At 52.6% G+C, this 16,359-nt stretch carries 15 protein-coding genes, 1 tRNA gene and 3 rRNA genes; 5 read left to right on the top strand and 14 right to left on the bottom strand.

The genetic code is table 11. From position 1 onward, the window contains the following. The 5 genes from FE839_RS21995 to csrD form a co-directional block, all read right to left on the bottom strand. A complete protein-coding gene (locus FE839_RS21995) occupies window positions 1-582 on the bottom strand; it encodes a Maf family protein (protein WP_138362892.1) in 582 nt (193 codons plus the stop codon). A gap of 7 nt (window positions 583-589) precedes the next feature. Beyond that, window positions 590-1,078: a rod shape-determining protein MreD gene (gene mreD / locus FE839_RS21990; RefSeq protein ID WP_138362891.1), complete on the bottom strand. Its 489-nt coding sequence runs from the start codon at window positions 1,076-1,078 to the stop codon at window positions 590-592. Then, the gene (gene mreC, locus FE839_RS21985; RefSeq protein WP_138362890.1) at window positions 1,078-2,061 is read right to left on the bottom strand and encodes a rod shape-determining protein MreC; all 984 of its coding nucleotides are present in this window, start codon (window positions 2,059-2,061) and stop codon (window positions 1,078-1,080) included. The genes mreD and mreC overlap by 1 nt, the downstream gene beginning before the upstream one ends. Before the next feature lie 70 nt (window positions 2,062-2,131). Further along, the gene (gene mreB, locus FE839_RS21980) at window positions 2,132-3,175 is read right to left on the bottom strand and encodes a rod shape-determining protein MreB (RefSeq protein WP_002918653.1); all 1,044 of its coding nucleotides are present in this window, start codon (window positions 3,173-3,175) and stop codon (window positions 2,132-2,134) included. Window positions 3,176-3,481: 306 nt separating this feature from the next. Next, the gene (gene csrD, locus FE839_RS21975) at window positions 3,482-5,422 is read right to left on the bottom strand and encodes an RNase E specificity factor CsrD (RefSeq protein WP_138362889.1); all 1,941 of its coding nucleotides are present in this window, start codon (window positions 5,420-5,422) and stop codon (window positions 3,482-3,484) included. Between the two features lie 217 nt (window positions 5,423-5,639). On the opposite strand from csrD, the gene acuI reads away from it, so the two are divergent. From acuI to accC, 5 genes are all read left to right on the top strand, one after another. Continuing rightward, a complete protein-coding gene (acuI, locus tag FE839_RS21970; protein ID WP_138362888.1) occupies window positions 5,640-6,614 on the top strand; it encodes an acrylyl-CoA reductase (NADPH) in 975 nt (324 codons plus the stop codon). A 77-nt stretch (window positions 6,615-6,691) separates the two neighbouring features. Next, the gene (msrP, locus tag FE839_RS21965; RefSeq protein WP_138362887.1) at window positions 6,692-7,693 is read left to right on the top strand and encodes a protein-methionine-sulfoxide reductase catalytic subunit MsrP; all 1,002 of its coding nucleotides are present in this window, start codon (window positions 6,692-6,694) and stop codon (window positions 7,691-7,693) included. Next, a complete protein-coding gene (gene msrQ / locus FE839_RS21960; RefSeq protein WP_138362886.1) occupies window positions 7,693-8,292 on the top strand; it encodes a protein-methionine-sulfoxide reductase heme-binding subunit MsrQ in 600 nt (199 codons plus the stop codon). Before msrP ends, msrQ begins: the two co-directional genes overlap by 1 nt. Window positions 8,293-8,689: 397 nt before the next feature. Further along, window positions 8,690-9,163: an acetyl-CoA carboxylase biotin carboxyl carrier protein gene (gene accB / locus FE839_RS21955; protein WP_138362885.1), complete on the top strand. Its 474-nt coding sequence runs from the start codon at window positions 8,690-8,692 to the stop codon at window positions 9,161-9,163. 10 nt (window positions 9,164-9,173) lie between these two features. Further along, complete coding sequence (accC, locus tag FE839_RS21950) at window positions 9,174-10,523, top strand: acetyl-CoA carboxylase biotin carboxylase subunit (protein WP_138362884.1); 1,350 nt, start codon at window positions 9,174-9,176, stop codon at window positions 10,521-10,523. Between the two features lie 322 nt (window positions 10,524-10,845). Here the strand turns inward: accC and fis are convergent, their stop codons facing one another. The 9 genes from fis to FE839_RS21905 form a co-directional block, all read right to left on the bottom strand. Then, window positions 10,846-11,142 carry a DNA-binding transcriptional regulator Fis gene (gene fis, locus FE839_RS21945; protein WP_000462905.1) on the bottom strand — a complete coding sequence of 99 codons (297 nt, stop codon included), beginning with the start codon at window positions 11,140-11,142 and terminating at the stop codon, window positions 10,846-10,848. Window positions 11,143-11,166: 24 nt separating this feature from the next. Next, a complete protein-coding gene (dusB, locus tag FE839_RS21940; protein WP_138362883.1) occupies window positions 11,167-12,132 on the bottom strand; it encodes a tRNA dihydrouridine synthase DusB in 966 nt (321 codons plus the stop codon). Window positions 12,133-12,490: 358 nt separating this feature from the next. Next, window positions 12,491-13,372 (bottom strand): 50S ribosomal protein L11 methyltransferase, encoded by an 882-nt coding sequence (gene prmA / locus FE839_RS21935; protein ID WP_138362882.1) that lies wholly within the window; start codon window positions 13,370-13,372, stop codon window positions 12,491-12,493. An 11-nt stretch (window positions 13,373-13,383) separates the two neighbouring features. Beyond that, window positions 13,384-14,835: a sodium/pantothenate symporter gene (panF, locus tag FE839_RS21930; RefSeq protein ID WP_138362951.1), complete on the bottom strand. Its 1,452-nt coding sequence runs from the start codon at window positions 14,833-14,835 to the stop codon at window positions 13,384-13,386. Beyond that, entirely contained in the window at window positions 14,825-15,067 is a 243-nt protein-coding gene (locus FE839_RS21925) for a YhdT family protein (protein ID WP_138362881.1), read from the bottom strand. Before FE839_RS21925 ends, panF begins: the two co-directional genes overlap by 11 nt. 230 nt (window positions 15,068-15,297) lie before the next feature. Next, window positions 15,298-15,413: ribosomal RNA gene (gene rrf, locus FE839_RS21920) — 5S ribosomal RNA — on the bottom strand. Between the two features lie 40 nt (window positions 15,414-15,453). Beyond that, a tRNA-Thr gene (locus tag FE839_RS21915) sits at window positions 15,454-15,529 on the bottom strand. Window positions 15,530-15,680: 151 nt separating this feature from the next. Then, window positions 15,681-15,796, bottom strand: a 5S ribosomal RNA gene (gene rrf, locus FE839_RS21910). 195 nt (window positions 15,797-15,991) lie between these two features. After that, window positions 15,992-16,359 (bottom strand): 23S ribosomal RNA (locus FE839_RS21905); the annotation flags it as partial.

The raw sequence follows: 16,359 nt of genomic DNA, 5'->3' as shown, positions 1-16,359 counted from the left end.
TTATCCCTTTTCTTCACGCAGTGAGTTAAAATGACTCAGCAACTCATACGTTTCCACCAGCGGTAAGCCGACTACGGCGTGATAACTGCCATTTATCGTCCTGACGAAACAGCCACCCAGCCCCTGAATTCCGTATGCACCTGCTTTGTCTAAAGGCTCGCCACTGGCGACATAGCCGGCGATATCCTGTTCTGAGAGCACGCGGAAAGTCACCTCTGTCACAACCAGGCAATCCAACGTTTGCCGCTTATCGGCCAGGGCTACAGCCGTCATGACCTGATGGGTTTTCCCGGAAAGCATACGCAGCATCTCTGCGGCATGCCCGGCATCGTGCGGCTTTTCCAGCACCTTACCGTTAAGAATAACGATGGTATCCGCCCCCAAAACGGGGAGATCAAGCGGCGCTAACGCCACACCAGCCTGCGCCTTTTCGCGCGCCAGCCGGGTAACATACTGCTGCGCGCTCTCCTGTGGGCGACGTTGCTCCTCAATACCGGGAACCACACGTTCAAAGGAGAGACCAAGCTGAGTCAGCAGTTCCTGCCGACGCGGAGAACCTGAAGCGAGATACAGCGTTGTCATATCAATCTTATTGCACCGCAAACTGCTGACGCACTTTACGCATCAGCAGGAATAGCCATGGCCAGAGCACACCGTTTACTACACTACTCCAGAACACTTCCGGACGGAAAGAGACATTGATCACTAAAAACTCTGCCCAGAAAACAATGATATCCACGGTGAGGGATAGCACGACCACCACCAGCGCCTGTTGCCAGAGCGCCAGATTGCGGAACAACTGATATTTTAGTGCGACCAGATAAGCCACAATACTTAATGATAGCGCGCGAACGCCCAGCGTTGAGCCGCTGATGAGATCGAGAACCGCTCCCATCACAAACCCCGTACCGACGTTTACCCGATGAGGTAACGCGAGGATCCAGTATAACAGGATCAGTAATACCCAATTTGGCCGGTAGACGCTAATGTCTTCCGGCCAGGGCATAATCTGCAGCAATAGTGCGATAAGAAACGAGAGCCAGATAACCCAGCGTCCCTGGCTACGGTAACTTGCCACTATTGCCCTCCTGCTGGCAGAGGCTGCGTTGTCCCCGTTGCCGGATCCGGCATTGGCGGCCCTATCGCATCTGGCGGAGGCAGAACCTGCGGCATCATCTGCATCAGACGTTCATTCGCCACACGATGGACTTCTTCCGGCGTCATCGGATTCGCGCCGTTGCGATCGGCGGCCCACAGCAGCAGCAGATAACGCAAACGCTGCAAACCTGCGGTCGGACGCGCCTGAATCACCGTATACGCGCGCTGAGTATCCAGCTTCACGGACGACACCACACCAACCGGATACCCTTCAGGAAAACGACCGCCGAGACCCGAGGTCACCAGCACATCACCAACGCGAATATCCGTATTAGCGGGCAGATGCTCCAGTTGCAGATCGTCAGTACACCCATTCCCGGCAGCAATAACGCGAATGTCGTTACGCAGCACCTGAATCGGCAGCGCATGCGTGGCATCGCAAATCAGCAGCACGCGGCTGGTCAGTTTCGCTACCGCAACCACCTGCCCGACCACGCCTTTATCACTGATTACCGGCTGGCCCTCATAAACGCCGTTAACACTGCCTTTATCAATAACGACCTGATCGCTATAGGGATCGTTAACCGTTGAGATGACCTGGGTCACCATTTTTTGCTCATCCTGGCGCAGCGGAGACCCCAGCAGCTCGCGCAGGCGCGCGTTCTCCTGTTTGTACTGACCCAGCATCAGTAAATCACTGTTCTTCAGCAACAGTTCCTGGCGCAGCGCGCGATTTTCCAGTTCGAGTTGGTCACGGGTAGCCAGCGTTTGCGATATGCTATCCAGCAGTTCTCTGGGCCCATTAGAAATAAAGTAGAAAGGGCTGACGGCAGTATCCATGTACGTTCGTATCTGGCTGAACGTACCCAGGCGGCTGTCGGCAATTATCACGCCAAGCGCCACCAAAACCGCCAGAATAAGGCGAATCTGTAGCGATGGGCCACGGCTAAAAATTGGCTTCATAGGCTATGCGTATTCTCGTGTCAGTCAAGACCAGGGCCGCCCAATACGGACCGCCCGGATCTCAGGCTGACTACTCTTCGCTGAACAAATCGCCGCCGTGCATATCGATCATTTCCAGTGCCTTACCGCCGCCACGCGCGACGCAGGTCAGTGGATCTTCTGCAACTACGACAGGAATTCCTGTCTCTTCCATTAACAGACGGTCAAGGTTGCGCAACAGAGCGCCGCCGCCGGTCAGAACCATCCCGCGTTCGGAAATATCGGAAGCCAGTTCCGGAGGGCACTGCTCCAGCGCAACCATCACCGCGCTGACGATACCGGTCAACGGCTCCTGCAGCGCTTCAAGGATTTCATTTGAATTTAGCGTAAAGCCACGCGGCACACCTTCCGCCAGGTTACGCCCACGGACTTCGATTTCGCGAACTTCATCCCCAGGATAAGCGGAACCAATCTCGTGCTTGATACGTTCTGCAGTAGCTTCGCCGATCAACGAACCATAGTTACGGCGCACATAATTAATCACAGCCTCGTCAAAACGGTCACCACCGATACGCACAGAAGAGGAGTAAACGACGCCATTCAGGGAGATCACCGCCACTTCAGTCGTACCGCCGCCAATATCCACAACCATAGAACCGGTCGCTTCAGAGACCGGCAGGCCCGCGCCAATCGCGGCGGCCATCGGCTCTTCAATGAGGAAAACTTCACGAGCGCCGGCACCCTGCGCGGATTCACGAATAGCGCGGCGTTCAACCTGGGTCGCGCCAACGGGCACGCAGACCAGCACACGCGGACTTGGACGCATAAAACTATTGCTGTGCACCTGTTTGATAAAGTGCTGAAGCATTTTTTCAGTCACGAAGAAGTCGGCGATAACGCCGTCCTTCATTGGACGAATAGCTGCAATGTTGCCTGGCGTACGCCCAAGCATCTGCTTCGCTTCATGACCCACAGCGGCGACGCTTTTCGGCGATCCGGCACGATCCTGACGAATGGCCACAACGGAAGGCTCATTCAATACGATGCCTTGTCCTTTTACATAAATAAGGGTATTCGCGGTACCCAGGTCAATGGACAGGTCATTGGAAAACATGCCACGAAATTTTTTTAACATACTAAGGGATAATCCTGAAAGCTGGGGCGGAAAACAAAATCCGCTTACTTTACCAACCACGCGCAGCAGCGACAAGGCGCAAAAATCATCTGCTGCGGTGAAAATTAGTGCAGTTTGTTACCTTTGTTACAAATTTGCCTGAGTCAGTCCGCCGATGAAATCTCCAGCAGCGATCCGCGCTTTAATCTGCAACCTGTCAAAGGTCATTCACTGGCATTTTACATTGCGACAATCCGGCAGGTAGACAAGCACACCCCCATCACTATGGCGCGCATTATTCTACGTGAAATAACGCTAAACGGCAGATCAAACAGAGTATCTTTGCGAATATTTTTTCACATTAGTGTCAAGTGGCTGTGAGGCGGCAAAAAATTCCCCCTGACCGCCGGTGACACCGCATTGAGACAACACCTGCCACTCGCTACGGTTGAGCACGCCTGTCGCGAAAACCTGAACCGGCATTCCTTTACAGGCTTCCACCAGGCTTTGGATCAATAGCTGATTCTCACTGCGTTTTTCTATATTTCGCGATAACCCCGAATGCAGCTTTATCACTTCCACATCAAGCTGCTTGATCCAACTGGTCCCGACCAACGTAAGACCCGCCTGAATAACGGCGATCCGAATACCCAAAGCGTTAATCAACCGCATCACCGGCTGCAATCGGCCGATATATTGACAAACATCCGCCTCTGCAAGTTCAAAAATAATACGTTGCCGTTGCGATTTTTCACATTGCATCAAGGTATCGCGCAACCAACGCTGAAAGCGCGGGCGAATTAACGACTCTACCGTCACCTGCAACGCAAGATTCTCTTCCGGCCAGAAACCGAGAAATGGCAACAGCCGGGTAATCTGCAAACGGTCATACTCCTCCGATAAACCAAACTGCAGCACCATAGGCATATATTCCGCCGCGATCACCTCTTCTTTACCATCATAAAGACGGGACATGAGCTCCCGATGATGTACGCGACCATCACGGAACACTGCGGGATTCTGGTAGAGTCGCGGCCCACCGCGGCTTAGCATCTGTTCAATCAAGGTGCGCCAACGCACGTTACCACGCCCTTTCTCCGGCAAGGAGTCGTCGTAGACCGCCCAGCTATTACTTCCTTGCAGGACCGCGTTGCGCGCTGCCGCTTCAGCATGTTCCATCACCTGAGCCGTCGTTTGCCCACTACGAAAGGCACAGATGCCGATATGCATCATATCGTCTCGATCGAGAATGCGCGTCGGCGGCAGGGCATCCATCGCCTTTAAAAGCAACCCGGCAATGCTGTCCGCCTCTTTTAACGTACGATGCGGAAGCAGAACGGCAAAATCACTCCGGTGATAACGCGCCAACAGTGCGCCAGGATAGCGCATAATAAAAGTAGAGAGCATGTTGATCAGCGTAAAGTAGTGTTCTTCAGTCGCCCGGCGTCCCCAGTTATCGCGCAAAAGGTCAAAATCAGGCAAGCGGATCATCATAACAATGCCATATGATCCCACTTTCTCCTGATCTTCCAGCAGCGTCGTCAGTTGATTATCAAAAAACAACCGGTTATTTAGCCCTGTTTTTGAGTCCTGGGCCACATAAGAACGAATCAGGGTATCCATGCGGCTTCGCTGATCGCTAACGAACTGAAGTTCTGATAGCAGCGTGTCCAGTGCGCTACTGATATTGGCGGGCCACTCATATACGGAGCCCTGAACCTGCGGCCCACGCTCACCTTTAAGAATACGTGCGGCGCGGAGTTCCAGTAACTCCTGCCCCGCCAACTGGCGACGGATCCAGCGCACCGAAAAAAAGATCATCAGCACCATAAAGCCAATCGCAATGGAGAGTGGCGCGGTGATAAGTATTGAACGAAAGTAATTGGCCATTGGGTCCAGATAGACCAGATGGATATCCATGCCGGGATACTTAAGCGATGGCACGGTGATATCGCGGAGCTGGTGGCTGCTACCAGGCGGACGATAGCTGTCACTGCGCGAACGGCTGTAGACCAACCTGCCGTGGATCCTAAAATCAACGCGCACCACTTCTACCGGCGCCATCAACTCATCCATTTGCGGTTCGAGTTGCTCAAAAGACGAAGAAACCAGGCGATTATCCAACATCGTCGCGACCGCCTGAACCCGGTTCGCCACTTTTAGCTGAATACCGTTATAAAAACTCAGCGAAGCGCCAATCAGCGTGACAAAGATAGCCAGGCTGATAAGTAGCGTGAAAAATGCTGAGAATTTCGTCGTTAATCGCATCCCTGTGTTAACTCCGCATGTGAATGACTGCCCGATGGGCATTCGGGCCCTCTGCCGCGCTTACATTAAAGTAAGCACTAACTTGCTAAAGATCGACGCATACTATCAAAGCTGACGCTTCTGGCAATTTATTGCGTTATGTCGGTGTAATAATGTCGTTAGCGAGTATAGTCTGCAGAAAAAATTTTCCAATCATCCAACCTACGAGGACCGGCGCATGCAGGCTTTAATCTTAGATCAGCAGGATGGCAAAACAATCTCTTCGGTGCAAACCCTTGATGCCAGCCAACTGCCGCAGGGCGATGTGACAGTGGATATCGAGTGGTCCAGCCTTAACTATAAAGACGCGCTGGCGATTACCGGCAAAGGGAAAATCATTCGCCACTTTCCGATGATTCCTGGCATCGATTTTGCCGGTTCCGTACACAGCAGCGAGGATCCTCGTTTTCATGCCGGACAACAGGTGCTCCTGACCGGCTGGGGCGTCGGTGAAAATCACTGGGGCGGGCTCGCCGAACGGGCGCGCGTCAAGGCCGACTGGCTGGTTGCGATGCCTCAAGGCCTGGATGGCCGTAAAGCAATGACCATTGGCACTGCGGGTTTCACTGCCATGTTGTGTGTGATGGCGCTGGAAGATGCCGGTGTTCGTCCTGAAGATGGCGAAATCGTTGTGACCGGTGCCAGCGGTGGCGTTGGCAGTACCGCTGTCGCCCTGTTACATCATCTGGGATACAACGTGGCGGCAGTAACCGGCCGTGAAAGTACCCACGCATACCTGAAAAACCTGGGAGCCCAGCGTATTCTGAATCGGGATGAGTTCGCCGAAACCCGCCCGCTGGAAAAACAGCTGTGGGCCGGCGCCGTGGACACCGTTGGCGACAAAGTGCTGGCAAAAGTGCTGGCGCAGATGAACTACGGCGGCTGCGTCGCGGCCTGCGGCCTGGCGGGGGGTTTTGCCCTGCCGACCACGGTAATGCCGTTTATTCTGCGTAATGTTCGCCTGCAGGGGGTTGATTCCGTGATGACCCCACCTGCACGTCGCGCACTGGCCTGGCAGCGTCTGGTTAGCGATCTGCCAGAATCATTCTATACGCAAAGCGCAACTGAAATCTCTCTCGCTGACGCCCCGGCATTTGCCGATAAGATAATGGCAAACCAGGTTCAGGGCCGTACGCTGGTCAAGATTGCCTAATCTGCAATTTTTCGTGACATATTCGCGATAACTCGCCGCCTCCGTCATGCTTAGAAAAACCTATGACGGAGGATGCCATGAAACTGAAAAAACTAACGGAAGCCGATGTAACAGTAGAGTCCGTTTTTATGCTTCAACGTCGCCAGATCCTGAAACTGTTGGGTATCAGCGCGACCGCGCTTTCCCTCTCGCCCTCCGCGCGGGCCGATCTGCTGGATTGGTTTAAAGGTCATGATCGCCCTCCGGCCCCTCCCGGTAAAGCGCTGACTTTCGATAAACCGGCAAAATGGCAAAACAGTCTGCCGCTGACGCCCGAAGATAAGGTCTCCGGCTATAATAACTTCTATGAATTCGGCCTGGATAAAGCCGACCCTGCCGCTAATGCCGGCAGTTTGCGTACCGATCCCTGGACGCTGACGATTGCCGGAGAAGTGGCAAAACCACTCACCCTCGATCATGACGATCTGATCAAACGGTTCCCGCTGGAAGAGCGAATTTACCGGATGCGCTGCGTGGAGGCATGGTCAATGGTCGTCCCCTGGGTCGGGTTCCCGCTACATAAATTACTGTCGCAGGTTGAACCCACCAGCAATGCACGCTACGTAGCGTTTAAAACGCTTTATGCCCCCGAGCAAATGCCCGGACAAAAGGACCGGTTTATCGGCGGCGGTCTGGCGTATCCGTATGTTGAAGGATTGCGCCTTGATGAAGCGATGCACCCTCTGACTCTGCTCACCGTCGGCGTATATGGCAAAGCCCTGCCCCCGCAGAACGGTGCGCCGATACGGCTTACCGTCCCATGGAAGTACGGCTTTAAGGGGATCAAATCCATCGTCAGTATTGAATTGACCCGTGACCGCCCGCCCACCACCTGGAACCTGGCCGCTCCTGATGAATACGGGTTTTACGCCAATGTTAATCCGCATGTCGATCATCCTCGCTGGTCCCAGGCCACCGAGCGCTTTATCGGCGCAGGCGGCATCCTGGACGTTAAACGTCAGCCAACCTTATTATTCAATGGCTACGCGGATGAAGTGGCATCGCTCTACCGGGGTCTGAATTTACGGGAGAACTATTAGTGCGCCTTAATGTACAACAGATAACCTGGCTGAAAGTGCTTCTCCACCTGGCCGGTTTTTTGCCCTTTCTCTGGCTATTCTGGGCAGGATATCAGGGGTATTTCAGCGCCGATCCGGCAAAAGATATTCAGCACTTTACCGGTAGGATGGCACTTAAATTCCTGCTTGCCACCTTGCTTGTCTCCCCCCTGGCACGCTACGCTAAACAGCCCTTGTTGATACGGACAAGGCGATTATTAGGATTGTGGTGTTTTACCTGGGCAACGCTGCACCTGACCAGCTATATACTGCTTGAACTCGGCATCAACAACCTGACGTTACTGGGGGAAGAGGTGGTCACCAGACCTTATCTGACGCTGGGCTTGATCAGTTGGTTGATTCTGCTGGCTCTGACCGCGACATCAACACAAGCGATGCAGCGAAAATTGGGCCGTCGCTGGACAAGATTGCATAACTTCGTCTATATCGTCGCCATCCTCGCCCCGATTCACTACCTGTGGTCGGTGAAGATCTTATCTCCGCAGCCGATAATTTATGCGCTGCTGGCCATCTTACTTTTAGCATGGCGATACAAGAAGTTCCGCCAGTGGTGGCGCTAATCTCCGGATATGCGCCTTCCCCCGCAAATCTCTTATCAGGCGTAACGCTTTGCATGATAGCGGTTGATTATCTTCCCTGATAAGACCAGTATTTAGCTGCGAAATGCTACGAAATAGTTATAATGTGCGACTTTGGCTTTCCTGACGGGGTTTTTAACCCCTGAAAAGGTGACAATCGCGCATCGAAGGTATATTTTGTTTTTTGCCCGAGAATAGCAGAAGATAGCCGCATAATGGCTGATAAGTTCCACATTTTGCTTCTCAGCTATTGGCACTGGCCATATCAGCATAAAACAGAAGCGCCAGGATCTTGCGCGCAGTCGTAATACATATGCTTTACAGACGGTGCTAACACACCTGTCACAATCACACTAAACAAAGAGTACGGAACCCACTCATGGATATTCGTAAGATTAAAAAACTGATCGAGCTGGTTGAAGAATCAGGCATCTCCGAACTGGAAATTTCTGAAGGCGAAGAGTCTGTACGCATCAGCCGCGCCGCGCCGAGCGCAAGTTTCCCGGTGATGCAGCAGGCTTACGCCGCACCGATGATGCAGCAGCAGCCAGCGCTGTCCAGCGCTGTTGCGCCTACGGCAACGCCAGCAGTGGATGCCCCTGCAGCAGCGGAAATCAGTGGTCACATCGTACGTTCCCCAATGGTTGGTACTTTCTACCGCACCCCAAGCCCGGACGCGAAAGCGTTCATCGAAGTCGGTCAGAAAGTTAACGTGGGCGATACCCTGTGCATCGTTGAAGCCATGAAAATGATGAACCAGATCGAAGCCGATAAATCCGGCGTAGTGAAAGCGATTCTGGTCGAAAGTGGTCAACCGGTAGAATTTGACGAGCCACTGGTCGTCATCGAATAACGAGGCGAACATGCTGGATAAAATTGTTATCGCCAACCGCGGCGAGATTGCATTGCGTATCCTGCGTGCAAGTAAAGAACTGGGCATCAAGACCGTTGCTGTTCACTCAACCGCGGATCGCGATTTAAAACACGTATTGTTAGCGGATGAGACGGTCTGTATCGGCCCGGCCCCGTCCGTAAAAAGCTATCTGAATATCCCGGCGATTATTAGCGCCGCGGAGATCACCGGTGCGGTCGCTATTCACCCGGGTTATGGCTTCCTGTCCGAAAACGCAAACTTTGCCGAGCAGGTTGAGCGTTCCGGCTTTATCTTTATTGGCCCGAAAGCTGAGACTATCCGCCTGATGGGCGATAAAGTATCAGCCATCACCGCCATGAAGAAGGCAGGTGTACCAACCGTACCGGGCTCTGACGGCCCGTTGGGCGATGATATGGATGTTAACCGCGCCCACGCCAAACGCATCGGTTACCCGGTGATTATCAAAGCCTCCGGCGGCGGCGGCGGGCGTGGTATGCGCGTGGTGCGCAGCGACGCTGAACTGGCGCAATCCATCGCCATGACCAAAGCTGAAGCGAAAGCGGCTTTCAACAATGACATGGTGTATATGGAAAAATACCTGGAAAATCCTCGTCATATCGAGATCCAGGTACTGGCTGACGGCCAGGGAAATGCGATCTATCTGGCGGAACGCGACTGTTCCATGCAGCGTCGTCACCAGAAAGTGGTCGAAGAAGCGCCAGCGCCGGGTATTACGCCAGAACTGCGCCGCTACATCGGCGAACGTTGCGCAAAAGCGTGCGTTGATATCGGTTATCGTGGCGCGGGTACGTTTGAGTTCCTGTTCGAAAACGGCGAGTTCTATTTTATCGAAATGAACACCCGTATTCAGGTTGAACACCCGGTGACAGAAATGATCACCGGCGTTGACCTGATCAAAGAGCAGTTGCGTATCGCAGCTGGCCAGCCACTGTCTATCAAACAGGAAGAAGTCGTGGTAAAAGGCCACGCGGTAGAATGCCGTATCAACGCCGAAGACCCGAATACCTTCCTGCCGAGCCCGGGGAAAATCACCCGTTTCCACGCGCCGGGCGGGTTTGGCGTTCGCTGGGAATCTCATATCTACGCGGGTTATACTGTACCGCCATACTATGACTCCATGATCGGCAAGCTGATCTGCTACGGTGAAAACCGTGATGTAGCAATTGCCCGTATGAAAAATGCGCTGCAGGAACTGATCATTGATGGCATCAAAACCAACATTGACCTGCAAACCCGCATCATGAACGATGAGCACTTCCAGCATGGTGGCACCAACATCCACTATCTGGAGAAAAAACTCGGATTGCAGGAAAAATAATGCGTCCGTCCACCAACGATATGGCAAATTTATTTCTGCTCTGAGGTGGTAAATCGCAAGGGAGGCTCAAAGCCTCCCTTTCACTATCTCACTACTGTCAGCTGTTTCTGCGGGCAGTACCGCAACCTCTCTCCCTTCAACGCGCCCGGGCCCGCAAGCAATACCGTGTGCGAGTCTCACCTCTCAGGCAGAACAGCAGGCCACCCTGGCCCGTCGTAGCCCTCAGACAAAGGGTGTATCGTCAGGAATCTCACTCCCAATAAAAAAGGCGCTTCCCCATGCCGAAGAGCGCCTTTTATATCAAGCAATTAACTGATTAATATCAGTTCATGCCGTATTTTTTCAGTTTTTTACGCAGCGTACCACGGTTGATCCCCATCATCAGGGCAGCACGGGTCTGGTTACCGCGGGTGTATTGCATCACCATGTCCAACAGGGGCTGTTCTACTTCAGCCAGTACCAGCTCATACAGGTCATTGACATCCTGACCGTTCAGTTGAGCAAAATAGTTCTTCAGTGCCTGTTTAACCGAGTCACGCAGGGGTTTTTGAGTTACCTGATCCTGAGAGTTAACGGTAGAAACGGTCAGTACGTCAGAATTTACGCGTTGTTCGAACATAGTTCTGTCAGCTCTTTATTTCTATTACGCAAAATTTTCGAAGTATGCCTCCAACGCCTCCAGCTGTTCGCTGGTATCTTCTATGGCGTTGAATGTGCGCCGAAACTGGTCATCTGGAGCGTGTTCCTGGAGATACCAGGATACGTGTTTACGCGCGATTCGGTACCCTTTTGCCTGGCCATAAAAACCATGCAATTCCCGAACATGCGCACAAAGCAAGCGCTTAACCTCTACCAACGGCAGCGGCGGCAGCAGCTCTCCAGTGTCCAGATAGTGCTGGATTTCCCGAAAGATCCAGGGTCTTCCCTGAGCCGCCCGGCCTATCATAAGGGCATCAGCCCCCGTATAGTCGAGCACAGCTCTGGCTTTAAGCGGGTCAGTAATGTCGCCATTCGCGATAACCGGAATGGAAACTGTCTGCTTAACTGCCCGAATACTGTCGTACTCAGCATCCCCATTAAACAAGCAGGCACGTGTGCGCCCGTGAATAGTCAGAGCCTGAATACCACATTCTTCAGCCAGTTGGGCAATCTCTACACAGTTACGGTGTTCCGGTTCCCAGCCGGTGCGAATCTTGAGAGTCACAGGAACATCTACCGCCTTGACGACCGCCATCAGAATGGATTTCACCTGATCGGGGTACTGCAAGAGGGCTGAACCTGCAAGCTTACGATTCACCTTTTTAGCCGGGCACCCCATATTGATATCAATAATTTGGGCACCGCTTTCCACATTAATACGGGCGGCCGCGGCCATCTCTTCCGGTACGCTACCGGCGATTTGCACGGTACGAATACCGGGTTCATCCACATGCACCATCCGTAACCGGGACTTGTCGCTCTCCCAAACCTGTGGGTTGGAGGACATCATCTCGGATACGGTCAATCCCGCTCCCATCTCGTAACACAACGTCCGGAATGGTCTGTCTGTTATGCCAGCCATAGGCGCTGCGATCAGTCGATTTCTGAGCTGGTAATGTCCGATGCGCATGAGTTAAGAAATGACCATACTGTGACTGCAAGGCGGCGTATATTACGCATTTTTTGCACGAGATGAAAGGCCAAACTTTGAGCAATCCGCTGTTGCAGATCAATGAATTCAGCACTTGCATCAGGATGAGCAATAAATTTACATATTAATCATTATGTTAGATGTTATTGAATAATTTGTGTCCATTTATAAAATCGTAAAACTTCTCGATTTTTCTCAGATAAAGATTGCGTTTCGGAGCCCAGAGCGCTGTTTTTGCAATCAAAGAGAACGCCATAATGCGATCTAAATCGCATTTCCTGACGTCATTAAGCAGCAACTGGAAACAACAATACGGCCCGCAGGCCGTATCCGATGCTTACTTTTTATAACCAGTAATTCGGCACCACTCGTCTTTTTCGACCACAGGGTCAAGTACAAAGAGATCGGTATAGGCTTCACAGACGCTCTCCGACTGACTGGCAAGAATGCCGGAAAGGCCCAGTAAACCGCCTGTAACGGGCAGTACGCTGATGAGCGGGGCCAACTCGCGCAAAGGGCCAGCCAGAATGTTTGCGACCACCACATCGGCTTTCATGGCTTCTGGCTGATCCTGAGGCAGATAAAGTTCCAGTCGGCCGGAAACCCCATTGCGCTCGGCATTATCACGACTGGCCTGAATAGCCTGTGGATCGATATCAATGCCAATCGCTTTCGCTGCACCAAGTTTTAATGCCGCGATGGCCAGAATGCCGGAGCCGCAACCAAAATCAATAATCGTTTTGCCTTTAAGATCGAGTCCGTCGAGCCACTGTAAACACATCGCAGTCGTGGGATGCGTACCGGTACCAAATGCCAGACCTGGGTCCAGCATCACATTAACGGCGTTTTCATCCGGAACCTCACGCCAGCTCGGGCAAATCCACAGACGTTTACCGAAGCACATCGGATGGAAGTTATCCATCCACTCGCGCTCCCAGTCTTTATCTTCCAGTTGTTCTATTTTATGCACAAAACCGCGCCCCAATAGCCGGTGCTGTTCGAGAATGGCAACCACCTCTTTCATGTCGGTTTCAGCATCAAACAAACCAATAACGTCAGTATCCCCCCACAAACGGGTTTCGCCGGGCAAAGGTTCAAATACTGGCGTATCGTGAGTATCCTGGAAAGTAATAGAAACGGAGCCCGCGTCCATCAGAGCATCACTCAGCTCTTCCGCATTAGCACCAGTCGTATTCAGTTTCAGTTGGATCCATGGCATGACAGAACTCTTTATTTATTGGTAGTCAATGTAGCAGCTTGCGGCGCGGAGGAACCAAAACGGTTTCCGGCCAGAAAAGCCAGCAAACTCAGCAGTAACGAGGGCACAATTGGATGGAAACCCAGGTACTGAATATTAAAAGTAGCGAGCAGGGCATACAGCACGCCGCCAACAATCATGGCGCTCAATGCGCCTTGCGCATTCGCTTGTTCCCAGTACAGGCCAAACACCAGCGGCCAAAGGAACACCGCTTCAAGTCCACCGAATGCCAGAAGATTGAGCCAGATAATCATTTCTGGCGGACGCCAGGCAGCCAGCATCATCAGGATCCCCAGCACTAACGTAGCGATCGTTGAGATCCGCTTGAGTTTTTGCTCATTATGTCTTTTCGTCGGCTGAGCGCTGAGCCAAAGATCTTTAATGATCGTAGCTGACGCCTGTAATAAATGGGCATTTACATTCGACATAATCGCCGCTATCGGCGCCGCCAGGAATAACCCCGCAGCCCACGGCGGCAAAACGCGTACCATCAGCGTTGGAATCACCTGATCCGGAATGGTCAGGTCGGGTAGTACTGCTCTTCCCAGCGCACCAGCCAGATGCATACCAAACATCAAAATAGCGACAACGATAGTACCGATTACGATCCCGCGGTGGACAGCCTTGCTATCTTTATAAGAGATACAGCGCACGGCTGTGTGCGGCAGGCCAATAACGCCGAAACACACCAGGACCCAGAAGGATGTCATAAAAGCCGGAGTAAGGATATCATTCGCGCCATGTGGCGAAATTAGCTGCGGATCGATGTGTTGTAATGTATCTACAGCATTATGCAGGCCACCTGCCGCATGAACGACGCCAACCAGTAGCACGATTGTACCGATCAGCATCACCATACCTTGCATGGTGTCGTTGAGGACGCTGGCGCGAAAACCGCCGAAAGCCGTGTACAACACGATAGTGATACCAAAAATAAGCAGGCCCGTTTCATACTTGATGCCGGCGGCGGTCTCCAGCAGTCGGGCGCCGCCGATAAATTGCACGGCAATAGCACCGACAAAAGCAACCAGCAGGCTTACGCTGGCTATCCATACGACCGCCCGGCTTTGATAGCGCGCCAATAACATGTCATTCAGCGTTATCGCATTGTAGCGACGCGCCAGGATAGCGAATTTCTTGCCGAGAATACCCAGTGACAGCCAAATTGTCGGTACCTGAATCATGGCCAGGAGCACCCAGCCAAGCCCATATTTATAGGCTGCTCCCGGCCCGCCAATAAATGAACTGGCGCTAATGTAAGTGGCAGTTAACGTCATCGCGAGGACGAAGCCACCCATTGAACGACTGCCAAGAAAATATTCGCTAAGAAAACTGCCGTTGCTGCGCTTGCACATTGCGTAAAACGATAGACCGAATACCACCAGCAGGTAAACGAGCAGCACAATGATGATTTCAAACTTCATCATTATCCTCCAGAGAGATATCGCGGAAAATGAAATGCACCATGGCCCAGCACAGCAGGATAAATAGCAGCGGTACCAACAGGCAGGCTAATTCGAACCAGTACGGCAGACCCGTAATGCCAATACCGCCTTCTGGCAGATAAGCGGTAGCCAGCCAGGCAGCAAGATAGAGAAGGGTAAGCCACAGCGCCCAGCGCGCTTCTTTATGGGCCTGAACAAACCGTTTGTCCATGGAAGGTATCTTCCTTAATGGTGGTGATACATGAAACGGGCAATTCTACGGCAATCGCCGGGATGGGGAAAACTATCTGGCAGGAAATTTCGCCATTAGCGCTGACATTAGCCTAATGCTGGCGTATTTGAAAAGTGTCACGGGCAGCCGTTGCTACGCAATGTTCAACGATAAACAGTAAATAAAACAAAAGGCCCAGTCGCAAGACTGGGCCTTTTGTTTTATTTGATGTCTGGCAGTTCCCTACTCTCGCATGGGGAGACCCCACACTACCATCGGCGCTACGGCGTTTCACTTCTGAGTTCGGCATGGGGTCAGGTGGGACCACCGCGCTACAGCCGCCAGACAAATTCTTTTCTAAAGTGCCGAACGTTAACCATATTAAGTGGTGCTGATACCCAGAGTCGAACTGGGGACCTCACCCTTACCAAGGGTGCGCTCTACCAACTGAGCCATATCAGCACGCTAAATTTGATGCCTGGCAGTTTATGAATCACTTCATGATTCACCTTTCGGGCCGTTGCTTCACAACGTTCAAAAGCTTTCGCTTTTGTCCTGCTCTCTGTCGAGTAGTGAACTGCCTCGAAAGTCTGTGCCATACTTCTAATTTGATGCCTGGCAGTTCCCTACTCTCGCATGGGGAGACCCCACACTACCATCGGCGCTACGGCGTTTCACTTCTGAGTTCGGCATGGGGTCAGGTGGGACCACCGCGCTACGGCCGCCAGGCAAATTCTTTGTGCTCTGTACGCAATACTTTATCGCATCCGCTGCGTTGGCTGCGCTTGTAAAGTCAGTCACATACTCTTGTATGCTCCTTCCTTTACTTCTCTTGCCGCCTTGCCGCTGCGCAAACTATTGCGTACTCAACTCTGAATCTAAGCTGAATATTGTCTCTCACCGCCAAAACATCTTCGGCGTTGTAAGGTTAAGCCTCACGGTTCATTAGTACCGGTTAGCTCAACGCATCGCTGCGCTTACACACCCGGCCTATCAACGTCATCGTCTTTAACGTTCCTTCAGGAGACTCTAAGTCTCAGGGAGAACTCATCTCGGGGCAAGTTTCGTGCTTAGATGCTTTCAGCACTTATCTCTTCCGCATTTAGCTACCGGGCAGTGCCATTGGCATGACAACCCGAACACCAGTGATGCGTCCACTCCGGTCCTCTCGTACTAGGAGCAGCCCCCCTCAGTTCTCCAGCGCCCACGGCAGATAGGGACCGAACTGTCTCACGACGTTCTAAACCCAGCTCGCGTACCACTTTAAATGGCGAACAGCCATACCCTTGGGA

This window comes from Klebsiella indica (genome assembly GCF_005860775.1).
GTDB lineage: Bacteria > Pseudomonadota > Gammaproteobacteria > Enterobacterales > Enterobacteriaceae > Klebsiella > Klebsiella indica.
This window is presented reverse-complemented; position numbering and strand designations above follow the sequence as displayed.

Bases quoted from the DNA above. Each gene is read 5' to 3' on its own strand.
- FE839_RS21995 (WP_138362892.1), bottom strand. From the start codon at position 582: ATGACAACGCTGTATCTCGCTTCAGGTTCTCCGCGTCGGCAGGAACTG.
- mreC (WP_138362890.1), bottom strand. From the start codon at position 2,061: ATGAAGCCAATTTTTAGCCGTGGCCCATCGCTACAGATTCGCCTTATT.
- mreB (WP_002918653.1), bottom strand. From the start codon at position 3,175: ATGTTAAAAAAATTTCGTGGCATGTTTTCCAATGACCTGTCCATTGAC.
- csrD (WP_138362889.1), bottom strand. From the start codon at position 5,422: ATGCGATTAACGACGAAATTCTCAGCATTTTTCACGCTACTTATCAGC.
- acuI (WP_138362888.1), top strand. From the start codon at position 5,640: ATGCAGGCTTTAATCTTAGATCAGCAGGATGGCAAAACAATCTCTTCG.
- msrP (WP_138362887.1), top strand. From the start codon at position 6,692: ATGAAACTGAAAAAACTAACGGAAGCCGATGTAACAGTAGAGTCCGTT.
- accB (WP_138362885.1), top strand. From the start codon at position 8,690: ATGGATATTCGTAAGATTAAAAAACTGATCGAGCTGGTTGAAGAATCA.
- accC (WP_138362884.1), top strand. From the start codon at position 9,174: ATGCTGGATAAAATTGTTATCGCCAACCGCGGCGAGATTGCATTGCGT.
- fis (WP_000462905.1), bottom strand. From the start codon at position 11,142: ATGTTCGAACAACGCGTAAATTCTGACGTACTGACCGTTTCTACCGTT.
- dusB (WP_138362883.1), bottom strand. From the start codon at position 12,132: ATGCGCATCGGACATTACCAGCTCAGAAATCGACTGATCGCAGCGCCT.
- prmA (WP_138362882.1), bottom strand. From the start codon at position 13,372: ATGCCATGGATCCAACTGAAACTGAATACGACTGGTGCTAATGCGGAA.
- panF (WP_138362951.1), bottom strand. From the start codon at position 14,835: ATGAAGTTTGAAATCATCATTGTGCTGCTCGTTTACCTGCTGGTGGTA.
- FE839_RS21925 (WP_138362881.1), bottom strand. From the start codon at position 15,067: ATGGACAAACGGTTTGTTCAGGCCCATAAAGAAGCGCGCTGGGCGCTG.